General features: G+C 46.3%; 20 protein-coding genes and 1 pseudogene. 17 read left to right on the top strand and 4 right to left on the bottom strand.

Features of this window, described 5'->3' with window-relative positions; genetic code table 11:
* The first annotated feature begins 94 nt into the window (after positions 1-94).
* The 7 genes from ACQ5BJ_RS19350 (at position 95) to ACQ5BJ_RS19320 (ending at position 5,700) form a co-directional block, all read left to right on the top strand.
* Positions 95-619 (top strand): phosphatidylglycerophosphatase A family protein, encoded by a 525-nt coding sequence (locus tag ACQ5BJ_RS19350; protein ID WP_005551691.1) that lies wholly within the window; start codon positions 95-97, stop codon positions 617-619.
* A gap of 169 nt (positions 620-788) precedes the next feature.
* Entirely contained in the window at positions 789-977 is a 189-nt protein-coding gene (locus ACQ5BJ_RS19345; RefSeq protein WP_005551689.1) for a hypothetical protein, read from the top strand.
* Between the two features lie 136 nt (positions 978-1,113).
* Complete coding sequence (gene accD, locus ACQ5BJ_RS19340; protein ID WP_171418897.1) at positions 1,114-1,995, top strand: acetyl-CoA carboxylase, carboxyltransferase subunit beta; 882 nt, start codon at positions 1,114-1,116, stop codon at positions 1,993-1,995.
* Positions 1,985-2,950, top strand: coding sequence for an acetyl-CoA carboxylase carboxyltransferase subunit alpha (locus ACQ5BJ_RS19335; RefSeq protein WP_005551686.1), 966 nt, complete (start codon positions 1,985-1,987; stop codon positions 2,948-2,950). Before accD ends, ACQ5BJ_RS19335 begins: the two co-directional genes overlap by 11 nt.
* 221 nt (positions 2,951-3,171) lie before the next feature.
* Positions 3,172-4,605, top strand: a complete 1,434-nt coding sequence (pyk, locus tag ACQ5BJ_RS19330; protein ID WP_005551685.1) for a pyruvate kinase — start codon at positions 3,172-3,174, stop codon at positions 4,603-4,605.
* 119 nt (positions 4,606-4,724) lie between these two features.
* A complete protein-coding gene (locus ACQ5BJ_RS19325; protein WP_289356067.1) occupies positions 4,725-5,225 on the top strand; it encodes an acyl-CoA thioesterase in 501 nt (166 codons plus the stop codon).
* 73 nt (positions 5,226-5,298) lie between these two features.
* Positions 5,299-5,700 (top strand): FxsA family protein, encoded by a 402-nt coding sequence (locus ACQ5BJ_RS19320; RefSeq protein ID WP_005551683.1) that lies wholly within the window; start codon positions 5,299-5,301, stop codon positions 5,698-5,700.
* Between the two features lie 78 nt (positions 5,701-5,778).
* On the opposite strand, the gene ACQ5BJ_RS19315 is transcribed toward ACQ5BJ_RS19320, so the two are convergent.
* Both ACQ5BJ_RS19315 and ytvI (ACQ5BJ_RS19310) read right to left on the bottom strand, forming a co-directional pair.
* Positions 5,779-5,946 (bottom strand): hypothetical protein, encoded by a 168-nt coding sequence (locus tag ACQ5BJ_RS19315; RefSeq protein ID WP_289356066.1) that lies wholly within the window; start codon positions 5,944-5,946, stop codon positions 5,779-5,781.
* A gap of 375 nt (positions 5,947-6,321) precedes the next feature.
* A complete protein-coding gene (gene ytvI, locus ACQ5BJ_RS19310) occupies positions 6,322-7,437 on the bottom strand; it encodes a sporulation integral membrane protein YtvI (RefSeq protein ID WP_005551681.1) in 1,116 nt (371 codons plus the stop codon).
* Between the two features lie 339 nt (positions 7,438-7,776).
* On the opposite strand from ytvI (ACQ5BJ_RS19310), the gene citZ reads away from it, so the two are divergent.
* The 4 genes from citZ (at position 7,777) to ACQ5BJ_RS19290 (ending at position 11,897) form a co-directional block, all read left to right on the top strand.
* Positions 7,777-8,889, top strand: coding sequence for a citrate synthase (citZ, locus tag ACQ5BJ_RS19305; protein ID WP_005551680.1), 1,113 nt, complete (start codon positions 7,777-7,779; stop codon positions 8,887-8,889).
* 133 nt (positions 8,890-9,022) lie between these two features.
* A complete protein-coding gene (icd, locus tag ACQ5BJ_RS19300; protein ID WP_005551679.1) occupies positions 9,023-10,321 on the top strand; it encodes an NADP-dependent isocitrate dehydrogenase in 1,299 nt (432 codons plus the stop codon).
* A 14-nt stretch (positions 10,322-10,335) separates the two neighbouring features.
* Positions 10,336-11,286 carry a malate dehydrogenase gene (mdh, locus tag ACQ5BJ_RS19295; protein WP_430112005.1) on the top strand — a complete coding sequence of 317 codons (951 nt, stop codon included), beginning with the start codon at positions 10,336-10,338 and terminating at the stop codon, positions 11,284-11,286.
* Positions 11,287-11,498: 212 nt separating this feature from the next.
* Positions 11,499-11,897 (top strand): hypothetical protein, encoded by a 399-nt coding sequence (locus ACQ5BJ_RS19290; protein WP_430112003.1) that lies wholly within the window; start codon positions 11,499-11,501, stop codon positions 11,895-11,897.
* A gap of 125 nt (positions 11,898-12,022) precedes the next feature.
* On the opposite strand, the gene ytvI (ACQ5BJ_RS19285) is transcribed toward ACQ5BJ_RS19290, so the two are convergent.
* Both ytvI (ACQ5BJ_RS19285) and yfbR read right to left on the bottom strand, forming a co-directional pair.
* Entirely contained in the window at positions 12,023-13,174 is a 1,152-nt protein-coding gene (gene ytvI / locus ACQ5BJ_RS19285) for a sporulation integral membrane protein YtvI (RefSeq protein ID WP_005551675.1), read from the bottom strand.
* Positions 13,175-13,300: 126 nt separating this feature from the next.
* A complete protein-coding gene (gene yfbR, locus ACQ5BJ_RS19280; protein WP_005551674.1) occupies positions 13,301-13,945 on the bottom strand; it encodes a 5'-deoxynucleotidase in 645 nt (214 codons plus the stop codon).
* A gap of 241 nt (positions 13,946-14,186) precedes the next feature.
* Here yfbR and ACQ5BJ_RS19275 point away from each other — a divergent pair, with 241 nt between their 5' ends.
* The 6 genes and pseudogenes from ACQ5BJ_RS19275 to ACQ5BJ_RS19250 form a co-directional block, all read left to right on the top strand.
* Entirely contained in the window at positions 14,187-15,737 is a 1,551-nt protein-coding gene (locus tag ACQ5BJ_RS19275; protein ID WP_268600463.1) for a fumarate hydratase, read from the top strand.
* 464 nt (positions 15,738-16,201) lie between these two features.
* Entirely contained in the window at positions 16,202-18,028 is a 1,827-nt protein-coding gene (gene pnpS, locus ACQ5BJ_RS19270; RefSeq protein WP_005551672.1) for a two-component system histidine kinase PnpS, read from the top strand.
* 143 nt (positions 18,029-18,171) lie between these two features.
* Positions 18,172-18,906, top strand: a complete 735-nt coding sequence (locus ACQ5BJ_RS19265) for a response regulator transcription factor (RefSeq protein WP_163978328.1) — start codon at positions 18,172-18,174, stop codon at positions 18,904-18,906.
* A gap of 182 nt (positions 18,907-19,088) precedes the next feature.
* Positions 19,089-20,018 carry a DUF4180 domain-containing protein gene (locus tag ACQ5BJ_RS19260; protein ID WP_268621833.1) on the top strand — a complete coding sequence of 310 codons (930 nt, stop codon included), beginning with the start codon at positions 19,089-19,091 and terminating at the stop codon, positions 20,016-20,018.
* 316 nt (positions 20,019-20,334) lie between these two features.
* A complete protein-coding gene (locus ACQ5BJ_RS19255; protein WP_430111999.1) occupies positions 20,335-22,026 on the top strand; it encodes a hypothetical protein in 1,692 nt (563 codons plus the stop codon).
* A 45-nt stretch (positions 22,027-22,071) separates the two neighbouring features.
* Positions 22,072-23,113 (top strand): annotated as a pseudogene (locus ACQ5BJ_RS19250) (polymorphic toxin-type HINT domain-containing protein); the annotation flags it as partial.

The following is a 23,113-nucleotide window of genomic DNA, read 5'->3' as shown; positions in this document are numbered from 1 at the left end:
CGCAAGTAGCACAATTCCCCTCCCACCTGCATAGAGTGGTCATACACCCTATTCGCAACAAGACGAGATCGAAGGGGTGAAGGGAGGGGACGCCATGACCTTCAATATGGCGGAGCAATGGTTAGTTAAACGAGGTGTATCACTCGAATCCATCGCGGAGATTGTGCTCCATCTACAGCAGCCATACAATGCAGCATTGACGCTGGAGGACTGTTTGGACAGCGTACGAGCCGTAACTCGCAAGCGTGAGGTGCAATATACGCTTATTACCGGCATCGCATTAGATATGCTTGCGGAGCAGAAGCTGCTGCCGGAGCCGCTCCAAGCGATTATGGAAACGGATGAATCCCTTTATGGCGTAGATGAAACACTTGCGCTTGGCATCACTAGCGTTTACGGAATGATCGGCCTCACCAGCTTTGGGTACTTGGATAAAGCCAAGCTGGGAATCATTCATCATCTCAATTCGGACACCACGCAGATTCATGTGTTTCTAGATGATATTGTTGCGGGATTAGCAGCTGCGGCATCTGCAAGAATTGCACATCACAACAAGCGTGCGCAGCAGTACGGCGAGGGTGGAGCTTGCGGATCCGACGATGAGAATGCAAATTCTTAAAGAAGTCGCCAAGCCGAGATAGGGTAAGGCTTGACAGCCGTTCTACTCTGTTTAATGAGCTGCTCATTCCAGCAAGTCTGTTGGAATTTGTTGCGGTGAAATTGACAATTATGATATCATAATGGCATTATATGAGCCGTTTCTGGAACGTTAGGGGGGTCAATCGCGCGTGTGGACTGTTATCTACATCGCACCGACTGCCAATTTAGCAGATAAAATTCAGCGCAAGCTGACAGAGGAAGGATTTCTCATTCAGATCCGTCCGATTCATCTGTCTAAACAACAGTTTGAAATTCTAGTGCCTTCCGGAGAAGTTGAAGAAATTCAGGAAGTGCTTAATTCGATCTTGCATGCATGATGCGGCTGATGAATGAACGATATTCGTTCAAACAGCCGATTTTTGTTGTCTATGGTTAGGACAATCTCTAATTTGAAGCAATAGGATTCTGTCCTATTTTTCAACTGGAGAAATCACGCCTAAAGAGGTGTATCGGGTGTTTAAAGACTTATTTCAAAAGAAAAAGTACGCAACGGTGCCGTCCGGATCTGTACACGATGACCGTCCCAAACGCGAGATACCCGAAGGTTTGATGAATAAATGTCCAAAATGTGGCTCGATTCAGTATCATAAAGAGCTGGATAAAAACCTGAAGGTATGTACGCAATGCGGATATCATTTGCGCTTGAGTGCAAGAGAGCGCATCGAGATGACATTGGATGAAGGCCGATTTTTTGAATATGATGCGGATGTCGTATCCGCGGATCCGCTTGATTTTCCAGAATATAAGGACAAGCTGGAGCAGCAAAAGGCTAAATCTGGCTTGGATGAAGCTGTTATTACGGGCGAGGGGACAATCGGAGGATTTCCTGTCGTCGTAGCGGTAATGAGCTTTGATTTCTTCACAGGCAGCATGGGATCGGCAACAGGAGAAAAAATAACACGAGCTATTGAAACTGCAATGCAGAAGCAATATCCGTTAATCATCTTCTCTACATCTGGCGGCGCAAGAATGCAGGAAAGCATCTTGAGTCTGATGCAGATGGCCAAGACGAGCGCAGCGCTTGGAAAATTCCACGAAGCAGGCGGATTCTATATTTCAGTATTCACGGATCCGACTATGGGCGGAGTATCTGCAAGCTTCGCCATGCTTGGCGACATCATTATAGCTGAGCCTGGGGCAAGAGTCGGCTTTGCCGGCCGTCTCGTAATTGAGCAGACGATTCGTCAGAAGCTTCCGGAAGAATTCCAAACGGCTGAATTCAACCAGAAGCATGGACAAATCGACCTGGTCGTGCAGCGTAAGGACATGAAGTCCACGTTGGCGAAACTTATCGATCTGCATACGGTGAAAGGGGATGTAGCTCATGGCGAATGAACTTCCGTTCGAGCAGCCTTTGGTGGAGTTGAAGCAGAAGATTGCTGAATTGAAACGGTTCGGCGACGAGAAGCAAATTGACTTTACTGAAGAAATCGCCCGCTTGGAGGAGCGTTACGCCAAGTTAGCTGCAGAAATTTATGCTAGCATCTCCCCATCGCAGAAGATGCACTTGGCAAGACACCAACAGCGACCGACCACACTTGATTTTGTTCAGCATATTTTCACTGATTTCATTGAACTCCATGGTGACCGATTGTTCGGCAACGATCTTGCTATTGTGGGCGGATTGGCGCGTCTGAACGGGGTGCCGGTAACGGTAATCGGACATCAAAGAGGCAAGGATACAAAAGACAATATTGCAAGATTTTTCGGCAGCCCGCATCCAGAAGGCTTCCGTAAGGCGCTTAGGCTCATGCAACAAGCGGACAAGTTTGGTCGTCCAATCATTACTTTCATCGATACGAAGGGCGCATACCCGGGCAATACAGCTGAGGAACGAGGACAATCGGAAGCAATTGCACGCAATTTGCGAGATATGGCCCTGTTCGGTGTGCCGATTATTTGCGTCGTAATTGGTGAAGGCGGAAGCGGCGGTGCGCTTGCGCTCGGCGTTGGCAACCGAGTCCTGATGTTGGAGAATGCGATCTATTCATGCATTTCACCGAATGGTGCTGCGTCGATCCTATGGAAGGATGCGTCCAAAGCCGACCAAGCGGCAGAAGCAATGAAGATTACAGCTTCTGACCTGAAGGAACTCAATGTGATCGAAGAGATCATTCCGGAGCCTCAAGGCGGTGCTCATAAGGACGTTGCAGTGGCTTCTGCCAACTTGAAAGATGCGATTTGGCGTCATTTGACCGAGCTGATGGGGATGACCCCAGAGCAGCTGCGGGAAGATAGATATGACAAATTTCGCAATATTGGCGAGTTCGCCGTTCTGCAGCACGGTTAAGTTCAGTGGCGTCTGTGTCGCAGATCCACGTCCTGACTGGTATGGCGCGGTTTTCTTGAGTTCATTGACTTAAAATCCTGTCTGCTGGTAAAACTTATCAATATGATTATCTTCATATACAAATTTTCTTGAATGTAGTAAATTAGATAGTTGAGAGCCTTGTTTTTTAGCAATGCCATATAGAGATACTTAGAGAGACACACATAATTGGAGGAAGCCATATGCGTAAAACTAAAATCGTCTGTACTATCGGTCCTTCCAGCGAATCTTTAGAGAACACTAAAAAATTGATTACGGCTGGCATGAACGTTGCTCGTCTTAATTTTTCACATGGTGATTTTGAAGAGCACGGCAACCGAATCAAAAACATTCGTCAAGCATCCCAAGAATTGAACAAAACGGTTGCAATTCTCCTTGATACGAAAGGCCCAGAAATTCGTACGGGTAAGCTTGCTGTTGACTCCGTTGATCTCGTTGAAGACGAGTTCATCACATTGACAACAGAAGAGATCCTTGGTGATAAAGACCGCATTTCCGTAACTTACGAGAACTTGCCTCGTGACGTAGAAGTCGGTTCCACAATCTTGATCGATGACGGCCTCGTTGGTTTGACGGTTGTTGAGATTCAAGGTACAGAAATCAAATGTAAAATCGTTAACGGCGGCACAATCAAGAGCAAAAAAGGCGTTAACGTTCCTGGGGTGAAAATTTCCCTTCCAGGTATTACAGAAAAAGATGCGAACGACATCCGCTTCGGTATCGAGCAAGGCGTTGATTTCATCGCTGCTTCCTTCGTTCGTAAAGCACAAGACGTTTTGGAAATCCGTGAATTGCTTGAAAAGCATAATGCAACTCATATCCAAATTATTTCCAAAATTGAAAACCAAGAAGGCGTGGACAACCTGGATGCAATCTTGGAAGTGTCTGACGGCTTGATGGTTGCTCGTGGTGACCTTGGCGTTGAAATTCCAGCTGAAGAAGTACCACTCGTTCAGAAGCGTATGATCGAGAAGTGTAATCTGGCTGGCAAACCAGTTATCACAGCTACACAAATGCTTGATTCCATGCAACGCAACCCGCGTCCTACACGTGCGGAAGCAAGTGACGTAGCGAATGCAATCTTCGATGGTACGGATGCAATCATGTTGTCCGGTGAAACAGCTGCAGGGAAATACCCAGTTGAATCCGTAATGACAATGTCCCGTATCGCAGAAAAAGCTGAATCCGCGCTTGAATACCGTGAAATCTTGGTAAAACAAAGCTTGAGACAGCAAACAACAGTTACGGATGCAATCAGCCAAGCAGTTGCTAACACAGCTCTTGACCTGAACGCTAAAGCAATCATCAGCTCTACACAAACTGGCTACACAGCGCGTATGGTATCCAAATACCGTCCGAAAGCTCCAATCATCGCTGTGACTCCTTCTGAGCAAGTAATGCGCGGTTTGTCCTTGACTTGGGGTGTTACTCCAGTTAAAGGCGATCAAGCTACTTCTACTGATGAAATGTTCGACGTTGCTGTTGCAGGCGGCGTGAAAACAGGCATCGTTGCAGAAGGCGATCTGGTTGTTATTACAGCTGGTGTTCCAATGAGCTGCGCAGGTTCCACGAACCTTGTGAAAGTAAGCCAAATCGGACAAGGCCGTTATTCCTAAGAACAGGCTTATCCAATTGAATATATAAGCGACAGCAGACAAGAGCAATGGACGAACCATTGCTCTTGCTGTATTTGTGAACGTACTCTCGAATGCGCTACAATGGAGGAGGAATGGTGATGTCCCCTGACGTAAAGGAAGAAGATCAATCCGTATGGTTTGGTTATCCGCTGCGCGTGCGTTATCAAGAAACGGATCGAATGAATGTTGTATTCCATGGCAACTATATAACCTGGTTTGAGGTCGGAAGAACCGAATGGATACGTTCCTTAGGTATTAGCTATCGGGATCTTGAGGAGCGCGGACTTCTACTTCCTGTAGTCGACCTTCAGGTGAAGTTCAAGCGGCCGGCCTTGTATGATGATCAAGTTGTCGTATATACGCGCCTCCAGCAATTGTCGCCGCTGCGAGTTACATTTGCTACACAGGTTTGCAGAGTAACTGAACATTTGTTATCTAGTCTGCCTGAATCAGGCTGGGTATCCCATCCTGCCGGAGAACTGCTGGTGGAGGGGACGACGACGCTTGCTTGGTTGAATGCAAAATGGCGGCCGATTCGCCTTGAACGGGAAGCGAAGGATGTATGGACGTTGCTTGAGAAAATGTGCTCAACAGACTGATTCATTTCCATGTAGGCTGTATTATAGTGCATGATGCAACGCAAATGTCATGATGCAAGGGAGGGAATGTCTTATGAATCCGATGGTATGGGTGCTCATTGTGCTGACATTGATTCCTGCGTTAGAGGTGTATGGCTTCGTACTGATGAGTAACTGGGTAGGCGGATGGAATACGTTCCTGTTGATATTGCTAACCGGTGTCATTGGTGCAGTCATTGCCCGCTACGAGGCGAATCAAGTATGGGCAGATGCCCAGAAGCAAATGCAGGCAGGGCAAATTCCGGGTAGAAAGGCTGTAGAGGGCTTGTGTATTCTAGCAGGCGGGATTTTGCTCCTTACGCCGGGATTCTTTACCGATATTATTGGCTTTACACTTGTATTTCCACTGACACGACCGATTTACAGATACTACTTACTAAAATGGTTAGAGAAAAAGATGAAGGACGGCAACTTTATTTACTTTCGCCGTTTCTAATCCAACAATAAACACGCCCGCTATATGGTGTAGAACCATGTTGACGGGCGTGTTTTGCATATGTTCTCCACAATTGAGTCAGATCGCTTCCCGCTTGCCGGGGCGCAGCACGGCTGAACCAATGCCAAGCCGTACAATGCCGAACAAAATCAGTACGCCAATATGCAGCAGGATTGTAGTCCACGTTCCTCCGGCAGCCAGCAGCTCCATTGCATCCATCCAGCTTCCAAGGAATTCCCCATTCAACGCCCAACAGCCAGTGAGTCAAAACAATGATGCTCGCTGCTTACAAATGAGTGCGAAAAGGGTATTGTTCGCCAATTTTTCCGCGATATACTGATAGGACGTACTAGTGTTGAAGCATTGGTCGAAGGTGTGGATCTGTTTATCCGACATAGTATTCGTAGGATCATCCCCTTGCGAGTTGGGGCAGACAAATGCAGTGACAAGCTCACACAGGAGAGAAAGCAGATGATTCACTTTCTTATTGTAGATGATGATCCCTTTATTCGAGAGAGCTTGATGCTTTCGTCGGCTATGGGTAATTATCCTAACTACCTTCGATGATGATGAGTACATTGCGGAAGCGATGCAGTATAGGGCAAGCGGATAAGTGTTTGCTTAGTTTTTTCCGTTCATGATGAATGTTCGTAAATCCTGAAAGACGTTCGCCCGCTTCATCGCAGACAGCAGCACAAGGGCAACAGGACCTACAATAAGTCCAAGAAAGCCGAATAACTGCATGCCGACAAACATCGCAACCAGCAAAAGAAGCGGGTCAAGTCCCACCGTTGAAGCGAGAACTTTAGGCTCCATAATCTGCCTTGTGAACAGAACGATGCCATACACAATGCTTAATCCAATTCCGAGGGAAGTTTGGTCAATTGCAAAGCAGTATATAATCCACGGAATCATCACAGCGCCGACGCCGAGATACGGCAGCAGATCGACAATGCCAATAAGAAGTCCAATTGTGATGGCATAGTCAACTCGCAACACAATTAGTCCTGCCGTAATAATGAACATCGTAATCGAGATTAGAAATAACTGGGCGCGCAAATATCCGAACAGAGCCTGCTTCAAATCACTCCAGATCGTACGCAATGGCTGACAGATGGAGTCGGGCATTGCTTTTGCGGGGATGTTCATCCAGCGTGTCCAGTCTTTGCTTATAAAAAAGGCGGATAACAGGATGATGATGGAGATGGACGCCACATTCGGCAGACTGGACAGCAGGCGAACGATCGCATCCAGAAATGACGTGATGAGATTGGTGACTACCGTTGTTATTTTCTCGGCTGTGCTTGATAGGTTGCTGTTGATTGAGCCCTGAAGGTTAGGGTTATCCTTGTATAAGGAACCGAGCGTATCCAAAAAGATACGAACCTTATCATTTTCGAACAGCCGTATAAAGAATTCCCGCCACAATTGCAGAAAATGATCCATGGAGACCGACAAATTATAGATTTCCCGCACGATACGCGTCACCGCCGCTGCCGCGACAGTTAGCATCGAAGTGATGAACAAGGTTAAACAAATCGTGACGCTCAGCCAACGCGGCATCCGGAACTGTTCAGACATCCATTGAACAACCGGATTAAGCATGAGGGCGATCATCCAGGCAATGAGAAACGGATAAATCAGTGGGATAAGGATATAGCAGGATAAGATCATGAGTAGACCAATGGTCAATACCCACCCCCCACGAAGAATACGCTTAATGATGTGCTGCTCCATGTTCCCGCTCACCTCCATGATCTCTCCATAAATTTTTCACATACGAGCACGTCCGATTGAGAAGGACGACCCTCTCCTTATATGCTATGCACAATACGTCCGTTCCTTGTTTTTTTCTTTTCTAAATCCCCAATTCACAGGACTTTAAAAAACGTTTATACCTCTGATAAAGCATTTCTATCCATATTTTTCTACTGAAACCGTTCACATTTCCGACATTATCCATTATCATCTTTATAGAAAAACTTGCCTTTTTTTCCGAGGCGGGTCACATCATGAGATTACAGGGAAAAGAAAGTTGGGATGGTATTAGGTTACATTGCAAAGGAGAGAGGACAGATGACAGCAACGAAAGGATTGGAAGGCATAGTTGCAACGACTTCTTCTATTAGCTCAATCATCGATGGTGTGCTGACATACCGCGGTTATAATATCGACGATTTGGCCGAGCATTCGACATTCGAGGAAGTTGTTCATTTGTTGTGGTTCGGCAAGCTGCCAAATCAAGAGGAACTTTCGGAGTTACACACGCGCCTGGAGAAGAACGCTGCAATTCCTTCAGCCGTTGTTGAACAAATGAAATTGTATCCGTCTGATGCGAATACGATGGCTGTTCTCCGTACTGCGATTTCCGCATTAGCTTTATATGATGAGCATGCGAATGACACGGGGCATGATGCGAATGTTAACAAGGCTATAGCGTTGCAAGCGCAACTGCCAACTGTGGTCGCGGCTTTTGCCCGCATTCGTGCAGGGAAGGAGCCAGTTCCTCCAAAAGCGGGTCATTCCATAGCCTATAATTTCCTATATATGTTGACTGGTGAAGAGCCTTCTGCCAGCGCGGTATCCGCAATGGATAAGGCGCTCGTCCTACATGCGGATCATGAGCTGAATGCTTCGACGTTCGCTGCACGGGTTACAGTTGCTACCTTGTCGGATATGTATTCAGGCATTGTATCGGCGATTGGCGCACTGAAGGGTCCGCTGCATGGCGGAGCAAATGAAGCTGTTATGATGATGTTGGAGGAGATTGCTGATCTGGATCATGTGGATGATTACATCCAGAGTAAGCTTGACAACAAGGAGAAAATCATGGGCTTCGGACACCGTGTATATAAGAATGGAGATCCGCGTGCGAAGCATCTGCAGAAGATGTCACGTGAACTGGGTGAAGCAAGCGATAACCTGAAGCTGTATGACATGTCCACTCGCATCGAAGCGCTCGTTACGGGCCAGAAGGGGCTTAAACCGAATGTTGATTTCTATTCGGCTTCGGTTTATACGATGCTGGGCATTCCAAGAGATTTGTTCACGCCTATCTTTGCAATCAGCCGCGTATCCGGCTGGACAGCTCATATTTTGGAGCAGTTGGACAATAACCGTATTATTCGCCCACGTGCGGAATATACAGGACCGTCGAATCAACTTTTTATCCCGATCCAAGCAAGGTAATTTTGCACTCATTTGAGATATATGTAGAAGTTTTTGAAAACTTAGGTTGTCTTACAAATTGACGGGTTGCTACAATAGAGGAGTAGCTCCCGTTAGCTGTTTGTGTGACAATGACATTGAAGGAGGAACATCTGTGATTCAATTGGACAAATTTGCACCACCGACCGAAGGCGAGAAAATTAACATTGTGGATGGCAAGCTTCAAGTGCCTGCTCATCCAATTATCCCATTCATTGAAGGGGATGGTACAGGCCGTGATATTTGGCGCGCGTCCAAGCGTGTATTGGATGCAGCTGTTGAGAAGGCATACAACGGTGAACGCAAGCTTGCTTGGTACGAGGTATTCGCTGGAGAAAAGGCATTCAACGAATATGGTGAATGGCTGCCAAATGATACGCTGGAATCGATTCGCGAGTATATTGTGGCGATTAAGGGTCCATTGACGACGCCAATCGGCGGCGGCATCCGCTCCCTGAACGTTGCACTTCGCCAAGAGCTTGATCTGTACGTGTGCTTGCGTCCAGTACGTTATTTCGATGGTGTTCCTTCCCCTGTTAAGCATCCGGAACTGGTGGATATGGTTATTTTCCGCGAGAACACGGAGGATATCTACGCAGGTATCGAGTATGCTTCTGGCTCGGAAGATGTGAAGAAAGTAATTCAATTCCTTCAAGAAGAAATGGGCGTGAAGAAGATCCGCTTCCCTGAGACATCTGGTATCGGCATTAAGCCTGTATCGTCTGACGGATCCAAGCGTCTTGTTCGTGCCGCAATCGAATATGCGATCAAGCATAAGCGCAAGAGCGTGACGCTCGTACACAAAGGGAACATCATGAAGTTCACTGAGGGTGCGTTCAAGAACTGGGGCTATGAAGTGGCTGAACAAGAATTCCCAGCGCACACATTCACATGGGGGCAATACGACCGCATCAAAGAAGCTGAAGGAACAGAAGCTGCGAACAAGGCGCAAGCGGAAGCAGAAGCGGCCGGTAAGGTTATTATCAAGGATGCGATTGCAGACATCGCGTTGCAGCAAGTATTGACGCGTCCGAAGGAATTTGATGTCATTGCGACATTGAACCTGAACGGCGATTACTTGTCTGATGCGTTGGCTGCCCAAGTTGGCGGCATCGGTATCGCACCTGGTGCGAACATCAACTACGTGACTGGACATGCAATCTTCGAAGCTACTCACGGTACAGCTCCGAAATATGCGGATAAAGACGTTGTTAACCCAGGCTCTGTGATCTTGTCCGGTGTTATGATGCTTGAGCATTTGGGCTGGCAGGAAGCAGCAGACTTAATCTATAAAGGAATGGAAGCCGCCATCAACAACAAGACGGTTACTTATGATTTCGCGCGCCTTATGGAAAATGCGACAGAAGTTAAATGCTCGCAGTTTGCCGACCACATCATCAATCACATGAACTAGGAGGTCGAATCCGAATGGCTATTCGACGCAATAAGATCACAGTCGTTGGTGCTGGTTTCACTGGGGCGACAACTGCTCTCATGTTGGCTCAAAAGGAACTTGGAGATGTTGTATTAGTTGATATTCCTCAGTTGGAGAATCCGACAAAGGGCAAGGCGCTTGATATGCTTGAGGCTGGTCCGGTTCAAGGGTTTGACAGCCGCATTATAGGAACGTCCAACTATGAAGACACGCAAGATTCCGATATCGTCATCATTACTGCAGGTGTGGCTCGCAAGCCTGGTATGAGCCGTGATGATTTGGTAAATACGAACGCAAGCATTGTGAAGTCGGTATGTGAGAACGTAAAAGCTTATTGCCCGAATGCTTACGTGATTCTTTTGAGCAATCCGGTAGATGCGATGACCTATGCTGCATTTGAAACACTCGGATTTCCTAGAAATCGCGTAATCGGCCAATCCGGCGTTCTGGATACGGCTCGTTACTGCACTTTTATTGCAGAAGAACTGAACGTATCTGTGGAAGATGTGCGCGGTGTCGTGCTTGGCGGTCATGGAGATGATATGGTGCCGCTCGTTCGTTATACGAGTGTGGGCGGAGTACCGATTGAAAGTCTCCTTCCGCAAGAACGCATTGCGGAAATTGTACAGCGTACGCGTGTAGGCGGCGGCGAAATTGTCAATTTGCTTGGCAACGGAAGTGCTTACTATGCGCCAGCGGCTTCGATCGTGCAAATGGCGGAAGCCATATTGAAAGACAAGAAGCGGTTTCTTCCGGTCATTGCTTATCTGGAAGGCGAATACGGGTATGACGGCTTATTTATGGGTGTGCTGGCTGTACTCGGTGGAGACGGAATCGAGAGAGTGATCGAGATTGAATTGACTCCAGAGGAGAAGGCTGCATTGGATAAGTCAGCCGAATCGGTACGCAGCGTCATTCAGGTAGTTACTGGAGAACACGTGTAACACAATAATGCAATTATTTTATAATGTATCAACATTGTGACAAATGTCATTGAGATAACAAGAAAGACGCCGAATTTTTCGGTGTCTTTCTTTGTGTTAGCAAGAAAATTTTAGTATAATGGAACGAAGAATGATACATATCATGGCTATGGAGGGAATGTATTTATATGTACAGTGCCTTTAATCTTTTGCACATTTTAGGTGCGGTAGCAATGGGGTTCTATGCCATTGTTCCATTTGTCGTAGGGAATTTGAACAAGCTGTCTACAGCAGGCCAAGAGGGGCTGCTCGTGGGCGTGGGAACGGCGAATCGTTTATCTCAGTATTTCTTGATCGTTCAGTTCATTACAGGCGGTTATCTCATGAGCCAAGCGAAGTACAGCGTGCTCTGGATGGTACTGACGACGGTTGTCTTCCTTGCGATTGCAGCATTTAGCGGCATCATGGGCAAGCAAATCAAGCTTGCAGCTCAATCCGCAAAGAGCGGTCAAGCAAATGATACAGCTACCGGCAAGGTTCGCACATTCAGTACGCTTATTTTCGTATTGTTCATTGTCATTGTGCTTCTGATGGTATACAGCTATAAGTTTATTACTGTACCGACTGCATAATAGAATCGCCTGGTCAGACTAATGTCTAGCCGGGCGATTTTTTTAGTAGATTATGATTCAAGATTGTTTCAGTTGGGGAGGAGCTCCCGTTCTGCGAAACCCTCATGAAGAATCAAGTCGGTTGTTTAATCAATGAGCGATACAGCAGCTTGGTCCTCCTCATTGCTGAAGAAGGAGCCGGTCATAATATAGCGCCATACATCGCGGAACACATGTGCCTTCTCTAGTGCTGTAAGTACGACAAGGGACAAAATTCCGATGATAATGCCAGGCACGCCGAACAGCTTCAATCCGGCATACAGGAAGAAGAGCAGCATGAGCGGGTTTAGTCCAATGCTGTCCCCATATACTTTAGGTTCAAAAGCATGTCGTGTAACAAGGATGATCGGCCACATGATGAGCAGCCCCGTCCCTAAAAAAACATTTCCCTCCACATAGGCGAATATAGCCCATGGCACTACGATGGCAGGTATGCCGACCAACGGAATTAAATCTACAAGACCGCCAATCAGTGCAATGGTGAAGGCATATTCAACACCTAGCACAAGCAAGCCTAGGAAGAAGACGAGTGCAGTAATACTGGACAGAATAATATGTCCCTTAATATAACCGAACACAGCATTCTGCAGATCGCTTGTGACGACTCCAAGAGAGCGGCGTACACGTTCAGGAATCATAGCCGTGCCCTTGGAAGAAATCATGTTCCATTGTTTGCTGATCAGGAATGTAGCGACCAAGACGATGACCGTAATAACTGCAAGCTTAGGCAGGAACAAGACAGTAGCTTTTAAGAAATTAAATAGGTAGGCGACAATTAAGGTGCCCCCGCTAGCAATCGTTCCTGTATATTTTGATAGTGAAGACTTCAAATCTGCAAAATTGAATGTGTCATTCAAATCAGACAGAAGATGCTGGAACTCAGCCGAATAGAAATAGGCCTCGGCCTGTGCTCTCCACTCCATAATTTGATTTTGTACGATCCCCATAATATGCCACGATTCGGATATGATCTTCGTTGTGAAGATATATAGAACACCTGCAATGATGGCTGCAAAGAGCAATAAGGCCGTCATAACGGCAAATCCGCGGCGGAACTTCCAGCGATTCTCCAAAAAGCGGACGATTGGATTCATCATGTAGGCTAACAGCCAAGCGATCAGGAAGGGGCAAATGATCGAAAACCCGAAATAGAATACCGCAGCAACGGCAGCAACAAGGATTAGCACCCATGCTGCACGGAAGATGCGATGAACGAGGGTGGTATTAAAAATAGGCATCCATGACTTCCTTTCTACAAAAATAATTTTGAATGTGGAGTATGTGAGTGAGTAGGCAGCCGTTCGGGTTGTTCTTTTCATTATTGTAACAAAAGAATCAATTCATACTCATCTACATGCATGTCGCTAGGACATAGGATCCTCGGCATGCTCCTCTTCATCTGATAGAGAAATTTCATCCAACGTCATGTTAAAGCTTGGTGCAAGTGCAGTCAGGAAATAGTGCACCTCTGGCATATCCAACTGCTTTAATTTTTGCTCTGTTTGGCGTTTGGCGATTTCGAATTCGCGGTTGCCGGCAGCCAGTTCACTAATACACTTTACATACGCATCAAGCAGATCAGCAGCTTTCACATAACTACGCAGCTCATGATCGCCCTGCGGATCAATAAGGGGTGAATATACGCGTTGCAGTTCGGCAGGAATCATTCCGACCAATCGTTCGGCTGCAAGCTGTTCAATTTCACGAAAATTGTTCAATAACCGGCTGTTATGATGCTTGACGGGAGTTGGAATATCGCCAGTAAATACCTCGGTTGCATCATGGAACAAGGCGAGTGCAACAGCTTGCCCGGTATCTACCTTCTTATGGAACACTTCATTGGCAATGGTGCACAGCATATGTGTGGTCATCGCAACATGAAACGTATGCTCGGCAACATTCTCTTTGTCTGTATTTCGCATAAGGCTCCAGCGCTCGATATGCTTGAGCCGGTACATATAAGCGAGAAAATGATGGGGTTTGGCAGTTGAATTCTCAGATGTACTCATAGGTCTCTTCCTTTCACAGTAATATCATGACATTCTTTTCATTAAGAAAGAATGATTGTGTGTTGTTTGTATCCGCATGGCATGGAAAATGGTTCGATAAGGTGCATGCCATATGATATTATAATAGCATGGAACTTATTTGACGAAATTGAAACATAAAACTACTTCCCGATGCTTCCGAGATCTGCATCAAGAACGCTCATTTCCCGGGATGGTAAGAGATGAGAGGAGCAAGTTCATGATGACATCATTTTTGCAAAGTGTGTATGAATTAATTGTGGAAACGTCTACAAATTTACCTGGAGATGTGAGACGGGCGATTCAGCAGGCGCAAGCTCGTGAGGATGCGGCAACGCGTTCAGGCTTGTCCTTAAGCACGATCGCTCGCAATATTAACATGGCTGAGAAAAACGTGTCGCCAATTTGTCAGGATACAGGCATGCCAACCTTTATTGTACATACACCAGTTGGGGCGAATCAAATCAAAATGAAGCAGGACATTCACGAAGCAATCAGCCGGGCTACGAAAGAAGGCAAGCTTCGTACCAATTCTGTCGATTCCTTAACGGGGGCGAACAGCGGCGATAACTTGGGACCGGGTACGCCTGTCATTCATTTCGAGCAGTGGGAACGCGATGAGGTGGAAGTTAAGCTTATTCTGAAAGGCGGCGGCTGCGAGAACAAAAACATACAGTATAGTCTGCCTACAGAGTTGGAAGGGCTGGGCAAGGCTGGCCGTGATTTGGACGGAATACGCAAGTGTATTCTGCATGCTGTCTATCAGGCTCAAGGTCAGGGATGCAGTGCAGGCTTCATCGGTGTTGGCATCGGGGGAGATCGTACGACAGGATATGAGCTTGCGAAGCATCAACTGTTCCGCAAGGCGGATGACATGAATTCTCATCCGGATCTGGCGCGGCTCGAGCAGTATGTTATGGAGAAGGCAAATGAGCTGGGGATCGGCACAATGGGCTTCGGCGGTGAGGTCACATTGCTGGGTTGTAAAATTGGCGTTATGAATCGATTGCCGGCGAGCTTCTTCGTATCCGTCGCGTACAATTGTTGGGCATTCCGCCGTCAAGGTGTTCTTCTTGACAGTGATACAGGGGCGATCCGCGAATGGATCTACGAACGCGGTACAGAGGTTGCCATGGCGATACCGCAGGACACGGAACGCAAAGAGCAAGTCGCGGCTGCTTCTGAGCAAGGGTCAAGCCGTCAAGTGGTGCTTACGACTCCGATTACGGAAGAGGCAATTCGTTCATTGCGCGTCGGTGATGTTGTTATAATTAATGGAGAAATGCACACAGGCCGTGATGCACTCCATAAGCATTTAATGGATCACGATGCGCCATTAGATTTGAATGGGGCGGTCATTTACCATTGCGGTCCGGTCATGCTGAAGGATGAGGCAGGCTGGCATGTGAAGGCGGCTGGTCCGACAACAAGTATTCGTGAAGAGCCTTATCAAGGCGATATTATGAAGAAGTTCGGCATCCGTGCTGTTATCGGCAAGGGCGGCATGGGGGCGAAGACGCTGGCTGCACTGCAGGAGCATGGCGGAGTATATTTGAATGCGATCGGCGGCGCTGCGCAATATTATGCAGAGTGCATCAAACAAGTCAACGGTGTTGACTATATGAACTTCGGCATCCCAGAGGCGATGTGGCATCTGGAGGTGGAAGGCTTTGCAGCGATTGTAACGATGGATTCCCATGGGAATAGTCTGCATGCAGATGTGGATCGGAGCTCGCTTGAGAAGCTGGCCCAGTTCAAGGATCCGGTATTTTAACGAGTTAGAATAACAAGTTCGAGCGCAATGTCGGTCTGATGATAAACATTGGTTCGAACTGTATATGATGTATTTGCTTATCCCCAGTTGCTTGTTGCTGGGGGTTCTTTGTAGTGAGGCGCTTCTTCCGTTTGTACGTATGTCCTATGGATGTTCGGGCTTGCAGCCTTTGTTGATGGGACTGGACTAGGGTGCGGATGGTCTGATGTGAGGGGGAGCTACATGGGGATTTGCTTCAGGCATGCTCAATATTCCCCTCGGCTTGGTGCTTGCAATGAGGTATTTCGGTCAGAAACAGCGATTGCATTTATGCTTGCGATCCTGGTTCAGCAGCCTGATGCGACGGTAATTACGCAAATTTACAAAAGCTTAATAAACTTTCTGCTAGTCAAATGGAAACGGGATAAGTAGGATTAATACGTAGACCGTACAATGAACGAAAAGCAGAAAGAAGGAGTAGAACCATGTCACGTTTTCGCACAAGGTTGACCTTTGTGTTTGTCTTGCTTATCGGTATTTCCGTGCTCACGGCGGGCATATATATGGCATCTACATTCAAGACGAGTCATATTCGACAGCTTGAGCAAAATATGTCCCGGGAAATTATGCTTATCGAACAGACGCTGGTTTGGAAGCAGAGCACGCAATTTGAAGAACTGACAACCTATTATTCAGGCTGGGCACAGAAGCTGCACGACAGTGCAGATGCGAGGGTTACGTTCATTTTGGCGGATGGAACCGTAGTAGGAGATTCCGATCGCTCTGTGACGGGAATGGATAACCACTTGAATCGAGAGGAGATCGCAGCCGCCAAGGAACATGGACTCGGATCCAATATTCGCTATAGCGACACCCTTCGGCAAAACATGCTGTACGTTGCCACTCCTGTTCATACCCAGAACTTTGATGGGTATGTCCGACTCGCAATGAGCTTGGCTGATGTAGAGAGCAGTGTTCGCGAACTATGGGCTTATTTAGCGATTGGTCTTGCGATCCTCTTTTTTGTAGCTGCTATCGTCAGCTATCGCATCGCCTTCAACATGACTCGGCCTATTGAAAATATGACCCGGGTAGCGATGCGCATCGCCCAAATGGACTATCGGGCACGAACGCAATCTGTCGGAAAGGATGAGATTGGGCAGCTCGGATCTGCGATTAATGCGATGGCGGACAGCCTGCAGGTTCAAATGTCGGAAATCCGTGAGAAAGAAAGCCGGCTTCAGGCAGTATTGGAGCATATGATCAACGGCATAGTGATGATTGATGCGAAAGGGCATGTCGGTTTGCTGAATCGGAAGGCAGAGCATATTTTGGGCATTAAGAGCACAGAGTGGATCGGGCGGGCTTTCGAGGATGTGCATGCTCCGCTTGAGATGCAGCAGATGGCCGCAGAGGTGCTGGAGCGGAAAATTTCGAGCCATGATGAAATTACCCTGTACTATCCGGAAGAACGTTTGCTCGATGTAAGTGTCGTCCCTGTCTATTTTACAGACAATGAATGGGCGGGAGCGCTGCTTGTCATGCAGGATGTCTCGGCAATCCGCCGCCTTGAACGAATGAGAAGCGAGTTTGTCGCGAATGTATCTCATGAGTTAAAGACACCGATTGCTGCGGTGAAGGGATTCGCGGAAACACTCATGAATGGCGCGATGAATGATCCCGAAATTGCATCGTCATTCCTGCAAATTATTCATGATGAGAGTGAGCGCTTGAATCGTCTTATTGGCGATATATTAGAGCTTTCTAAGATCGAATCGAAGCGGGTTCCGCTGCAATATTCTCCGGTTCAGGTAGATCTGTTCCTTGAGAGGACCGTGGAGATGCTCTCGAAGGAAGCAGAGAAGAAGCGGATTGAAGTGATGTTAAGTTCGGAGCAGGATCTGTATGTGGAGGCCGATGAGGATCGCTTCCGGCAAATTGTCCTTAATTTATTGTCGAATGCGATCAACTATACGCCAGAAGGCGGACAGGTGAAGATTGTTGCAGTGCCGATTGAGCATGGAGAAGATGGAGAGGCGGAGTGGATTAGGCTGACCATTTCCGACACGGGTATTGGCATTCCGAAGAAAGACTTGCCGCGCATTTTCGAACGATTCTATCGTGTCGATAAGGCTCGATCCCGAAGCTCCGGCGGGACTGGTCTTGGCTTGTCCATCGTGAAGCATCTTGTTGATGCGCATCATGGCCTCATTCGTGTAGACAGCGAACTAGGGGTAGGTACGACGTTTACGATCGAGCTGCCTGTCGTACAGGATATTCAGATGCTTTCAAATCGTGTGAAGCAAGGTTAATGAAGAGGTCGGCAGCTTTCCATTTATTTTCAACATTTTTGAAAAATGCTTGGTCAATCGGACAGGATCTATGTTACGATAATGTTGAGATATGGTGAAGAAAGACGATTGCGTATAATCGATTCGACTTTCGGAGGAAGATTATGTCAGAAATTAAAGTATTGGTAGTGGAAGACGAACCTACACTAGCGCGATTGCTGTCCTACAACCTGACCTTGGAAGGGTATGAGACAACGGTTGTCGATCATGGGACGCAAGGGCTGCAGATGGCGCTTCATCGCAAATTTGATTTAATCGTGCTAGATATTATGCTTCCGGGAATGAATGGATTCGAAATATTGTCGCGAGTAAGGCAGGCAGGAATCCGCACCCCAGTCATTATTTTAACGGCTCGAAATGCGGAAGAAGAGGTCGTCCAAGGCTTGAAGTGTGGCGCTGACGACTATATTACGAAGCCGTTCGGTGTTGCTGAACTATTAGCAAGAGTGGGGGCGGTACTGAGACGAACCTCCAGCGACGGAACGGGCTTGCCATCATCGGAGGAGTCGGATGACAAGCTGATCGCACTGGGTGATCTCCGGATCTATCCAGAGAAATATGAAGTTACGCTTCATAATGATCTTATTCCGCTGCGTCCTAAGGAATTTGAAGTTCTGCTGTATCTTGTACAGCGGCCTGGAACGGTTGTTACACGGGACGACCTGATGAATGCCGTATGGGGATTCGACTATATTGGCGGTCAACGCACAGTAGATGTTCATGTCAGTTCCCTGCGCAAGAAGCTGGAAATGAATCAGCAATCCGTACAGATCGATTCGATTCGTGGCGTTGGCTACAAGCTTGTCGTTCACAAGAAGCAAGGCGTGCTTCCGTCTTAGGAAATAATAAGTGGCACAATCATATATGTTAAATATAGAAGGGTTGTCCCTGTCACTTTAGAGTGACTTTTGGGACAGCCCTTTTTTACTTTTATGTACCATTTCAAATTCCTTTATTTACATTCTCAACAAGATGGGTTATGCTTAACCTATGTTACTAGTAACCTAATGAGGTGCTTTTTATGTCAATCAAATATGCCATATTGGGACTTCTGAGCTGGAAGCCTGCTTCAGGATATGAACTGAAAAAAATTTTTGAAGACTCTACAACGATGTACTGGTCAGGCAATAACAATCAAATTTACAAATCGCTTGTACAACTATTGAATGAGGGGTTGGTCACGAATGAAGTTCAACATCAGGACAATTCCCCTTCCAAGAAAATCTACAGCATTACAGATGAAGGGCTGGCGAGATTAAAGGAATGGGTTCTGAATGAACCGGAGCTTCCAGAGTTCAAGAGCACGTTCCTCATTCAATTGGCGTGGGCGAATCAACTGAGCAACGAGGAATTAGATGAACTGCTGGATCGATATGAGGGCAGAATTCATATGCAAATTGCCTACCAGCAGGAAAAAATGAAGCGCGGGGTTCAAGCGCCGAATCGTAACGATCGGGAAGTCTTTTTGTGGGATAAAATCTCAGAAAATCTGCTGTCCTGCTATCACAATGAGTTGAAATGGGTGCAGGGTATTCGCGAGGAGCTCAAAGACAAAAACAAAGATAAAAATCGAATGGAGGAGAGTACGACCATGAACTATAAAATAATAGAGACCGGAACGAAGAGGTATATGGAATTGCTATCGAGTCAGACCCCGTTAAGCACAGAGCAGGATGCTGTGGATCTGGTAGCCTTGTGCGGAGAAAACGATGCTGACTTGCTTCTGGTGCATGGGGATGCGCTTGTAGAGGATTTTTATAGTTTGCGAACGGGTGTAGCGGGAAGAATGATACAGAAATTTACGAACTACGGCGTCAAAACGGCGGTCATCATTCCCGATCAAGCGTTGAACAAAGGCCGGTTTACTGAAATGGTGGTCGAATCCAATCGCAGTAATCATTTTGGAGTTTTTGAAACGCGTGAGGATGCTGAAAGCTGGCTTATTCGATAAAATAGCCGGGGGGATAGGGTAGGTAGGTATAGGCAATGAAGAATGAAGCTTCGATCCAACTATGGATAAATATACGAGGGCTGTTTCCAGGTAGTTGATCACTACTTCGGAAACAGCTCTTTTTGTTATGCAGATAAGCATTCATTCAAAATCCCACGGAAAAAAGTTTCCTCAAAACTCAAAATAGTCAAATCAAGGAAAAATAGGATATTATTATTTTATGTCCTAGAATAATGAAGGAGGAAGAGCGGTTGTTCGAATAAGTGGGACGGTCATCTATTTCAGAAAGGCAGGGCGAAACATGAGGTGTGCAATTGTGTTCGTAGTGCTGTCATTGTTGACGTTTTCCGCAGCTAGCGTTAGTGCTTATGAATCGGAGTATCGTTATGACAAGAATGGGAATCTAACGGTGATCACGCAAGATGAAAAGGAAATTGTCTATCAGGCAGATAACAATGGAAACATGACAAGCAGAAGTGTAAGAGAGAAGACGTATATGAATACGTTGACAAACGGCGATTTTCAAGAAGTAGACAATGGCGGCAAAGTGGTAGGCTGGTCATATATGACGGACAACAGGGCTGTATCCAGCTTCAATATTCAAAAAATAGGGTCAAGAAATCATCAGCAGATTCAAGCCAGTAATATTCCACTGGGAGGTTTCATTGGGGTCAAGCAAACACTGTCGATTCCAAAGGAATCCAGCCGGAAGTTCGATGTGAAAGCTTCTTTGAAGATTGAACACTTACATAATGCAGAAGCTGTAATGATGGTCGATTTTGTAGATAACACAGGAAAGGTCATTCGCAAAAAGAGCCAAAAAAGCACGTTGCAGAGCGATTTCTTCTTCACGATGAGTCTCAGAGAGAGTGTTCCCCAAAAAGCAGAAAGAGCGATTGTGCAAATCGCGATCCATTCAACTGGCGACAATGCGGCCGGCACGATAGTAATTAAGGGCGTCGATGTCACCTATGGTTTAGATTATTATTTTAATATGCTCATGAATCATGATTTTCAGGGCAGAGAAATTCAAGCCGCGGAGGGAACAATTCCAGATTACTGGGGAATTTCAGGGGATAAGGACTCCGTCAGGTTCAGATTGAAGACTACTAATGAATATAAGAAAAGGCAGATAATTTCCAATAATTCAGAAGGCACTAGTAAGGAAACCTATCTGATACAGCATCTATTAATTGATGAATCGAGAAATTATCAAATGAGAGGGATATTTCGTCGAATTGGAGGCACTGCAAACACAAAAACTCATTTAAAAATCTTGTTTTTTAATGAGAAGGGGACATTGATGGGAACGAATTATACCACATCAAATAGTTTATCTGACCAGACGGCATCACTAAGAGGGAGTATTCCAAAAGGCGCAGTCTATGCAAACGTATACGCAGGGGCGCATTTTAGTGGGAAAAGCGACAGCGACGTTGATATTGCGCATGTTTCATTCGAGTATAGTACAGAACCGCAGGCATTATGGAACTCGTTATTTACGTTGTTTGATCAAAATAGCGATATCGCTCAGGGCTGGACTAAATGGACAAATATTGCAGGAGCTGTTTTTGGGAAAAGCAGTAACAATGGAGGACAATATATTGCTGTACCCTATGGAACATGGGGGAATAATTCCGCTGAAATCCGCCAGTCGATGAAAATGGTACCGGATACGATGAGAGGAAAGTTCTCTTTGCACGGGGAAATCTCCATTCTTGACAGCAATAATGCAAAATTGGAGGTTAAAGTATTTCTATCCAGAGGATTTGGTGATCAACATAAAAGTTATAAAGAAACCTATACGTTACAAAATGAAAGACAGGTAATACATTTACAAGAAGATATTCTACCAAATACTTGGGCAATAATAGTGTCTGTTCGTTTATTGCCGATTGATCCCAACAAAGCGTGGGCAGAAAAAGTCGTGGTTCATAATTTGCGATTTAACCCGAACTACAACCCTTCAGCACCAGTAGAAATGTCCCTTCCGGAAGAGATGGAATGAATGAAGTATGGTAACCGTTTATATTTATAGGAGGAGGAAGTAGCTTTGAAAAAATGGTTGTCAATGATTCTTGCATGTACGCTATTGTTCACAAGTATACCTATTACATCAGCACAAGACTCTCCTAAGTCTGCGAACCGATCATCCAATATGACCGTCACCTCTAGCGTATACGGCGCAAATGAAACCTTATCGGACTCCGATGAGCTAATCACCGTCACCTCGATTACGGAAATGTTTGGCGTAGCAAGGGATTGGGTGGTCAATGAAATCGTGAAAGGCTACCCGCTTCATCATATTTATCAAGGGCTGCTTCTTCAAAAGCAGGGCGGATCGTATGAGCAATTTATGGAACAGCAGTACCCCTCGCTAGTTACGGATCCCCTACATGCTCATAATGCAAGTGTAACTGCTGCCGTATATGGCCCCACCTCTGTGACGGATCAAGTATATGGAGGAGAAGATCCATTATCGGTTACCGATCTAGTATACAATACCCTGCGTCGAGCGAAGAGATCGCTGAGCGACGATAGCCCATACGACAAGGTCGCGCTGCAGCGTGCACCGATTCGTTTGGATCAAGCTCCTTATGCAGTCGGTTCGGAAAGCGACCATATTTCGACCGTGGACGCTTCCTTGCGCGTGGAGACAACGGATCTGGTCATGCCTGGATACAACGGTTTAGATTTTGCGCTGCGACGCGTATACGACAGCTCTCGAGCAAAGAACGATATTACTTTCAACCCGGAAAGTTATAAGGAGAATATCACGAAACAATCAACTGATGAAGAGGGCAGATTCAAGCTCGGAAAAGGGTGGATTTGGGATATATCCTATTTCAAAAGAGTAGACGGACAGATGTACCTTTATATTTCCGGCTTGGGCACTTATCGAATAGATGGATCTAATATTGTGGGGTATCCTTTTCATGATCTAAACTTTTCCGAGTCAGAGAATGTAAAGATAGGAAATGAAAAGTCTGCGTATGAGCTTGCCAATTATAAAACAGGGGTACGGCAATATTTTAATGCCGTGGGCGACTTAATTCTAATAAAGGATAAAGACGGGAATTATATTCAATTCATCT

The sequence above is a fragment of the Paenibacillus sp. B1-35 genome (assembly GCF_050474385.1).
GTDB classification, from domain to species: Bacteria; Bacillota; Bacilli; order Paenibacillales; family Paenibacillaceae; genus Paenibacillus_B; species Paenibacillus_B alvei.
The sequence above is the reverse complement of the archived record's forward strand: the minus strand, read 5'-3'. Positions and strand labels throughout refer to the sequence as shown.

Coding starts and splice junctions, on each gene's coding strand:
- ACQ5BJ_RS19350 (WP_005551691.1), top strand. CDS start 95: ATGACCTTCAATATGGCGGAGCAATGGTTAGTTAAACGAGGTGTATCA.
- ACQ5BJ_RS19335 (WP_005551686.1), top strand. CDS start 1,985: ATGGCGAATGAACTTCCGTTCGAGCAGCCTTTGGTGGAGTTGAAGCAG.
- pyk (WP_005551685.1), top strand. CDS start 3,172: ATGCGTAAAACTAAAATCGTCTGTACTATCGGTCCTTCCAGCGAATCT.
- ACQ5BJ_RS19325 (WP_289356067.1), top strand. CDS start 4,725: ATGTCCCCTGACGTAAAGGAAGAAGATCAATCCGTATGGTTTGGTTAT.
- ACQ5BJ_RS19320 (WP_005551683.1), top strand. CDS start 5,299: ATGAATCCGATGGTATGGGTGCTCATTGTGCTGACATTGATTCCTGCG.
- ytvI (WP_005551681.1), bottom strand. CDS start 7,437: ATGGAGCAGCACATCATTAAGCGTATTCTTCGTGGGGGGTGGGTATTG.
- citZ (WP_005551680.1), top strand. CDS start 7,777: ATGACAGCAACGAAAGGATTGGAAGGCATAGTTGCAACGACTTCTTCT.
- mdh (WP_430112005.1), top strand. CDS start 10,336: ATGGCTATTCGACGCAATAAGATCACAGTCGTTGGTGCTGGTTTCACT.
- ACQ5BJ_RS19290 (WP_430112003.1), top strand. CDS start 11,499: ATGGGGTTCTATGCCATTGTTCCATTTGTCGTAGGGAATTTGAACAAG.
- ytvI (WP_005551675.1), bottom strand. CDS start 13,174: ATGCCTATTTTTAATACCACCCTCGTTCATCGCATCTTCCGTGCAGCA.
- yfbR (WP_005551674.1), bottom strand. CDS start 13,945: ATGAGTACATCTGAGAATTCAACTGCCAAACCCCATCATTTTCTCGCT.
- ACQ5BJ_RS19275 (WP_268600463.1), top strand. CDS start 14,187: ATGACATCATTTTTGCAAAGTGTGTATGAATTAATTGTGGAAACGTCT.
- pnpS (WP_005551672.1), top strand. CDS start 16,202: ATGTCACGTTTTCGCACAAGGTTGACCTTTGTGTTTGTCTTGCTTATC.
- ACQ5BJ_RS19265 (WP_163978328.1), top strand. CDS start 18,172: ATGTCAGAAATTAAAGTATTGGTAGTGGAAGACGAACCTACACTAGCG.
- ACQ5BJ_RS19260 (WP_268621833.1), top strand. CDS start 19,089: ATGTCAATCAAATATGCCATATTGGGACTTCTGAGCTGGAAGCCTGCT.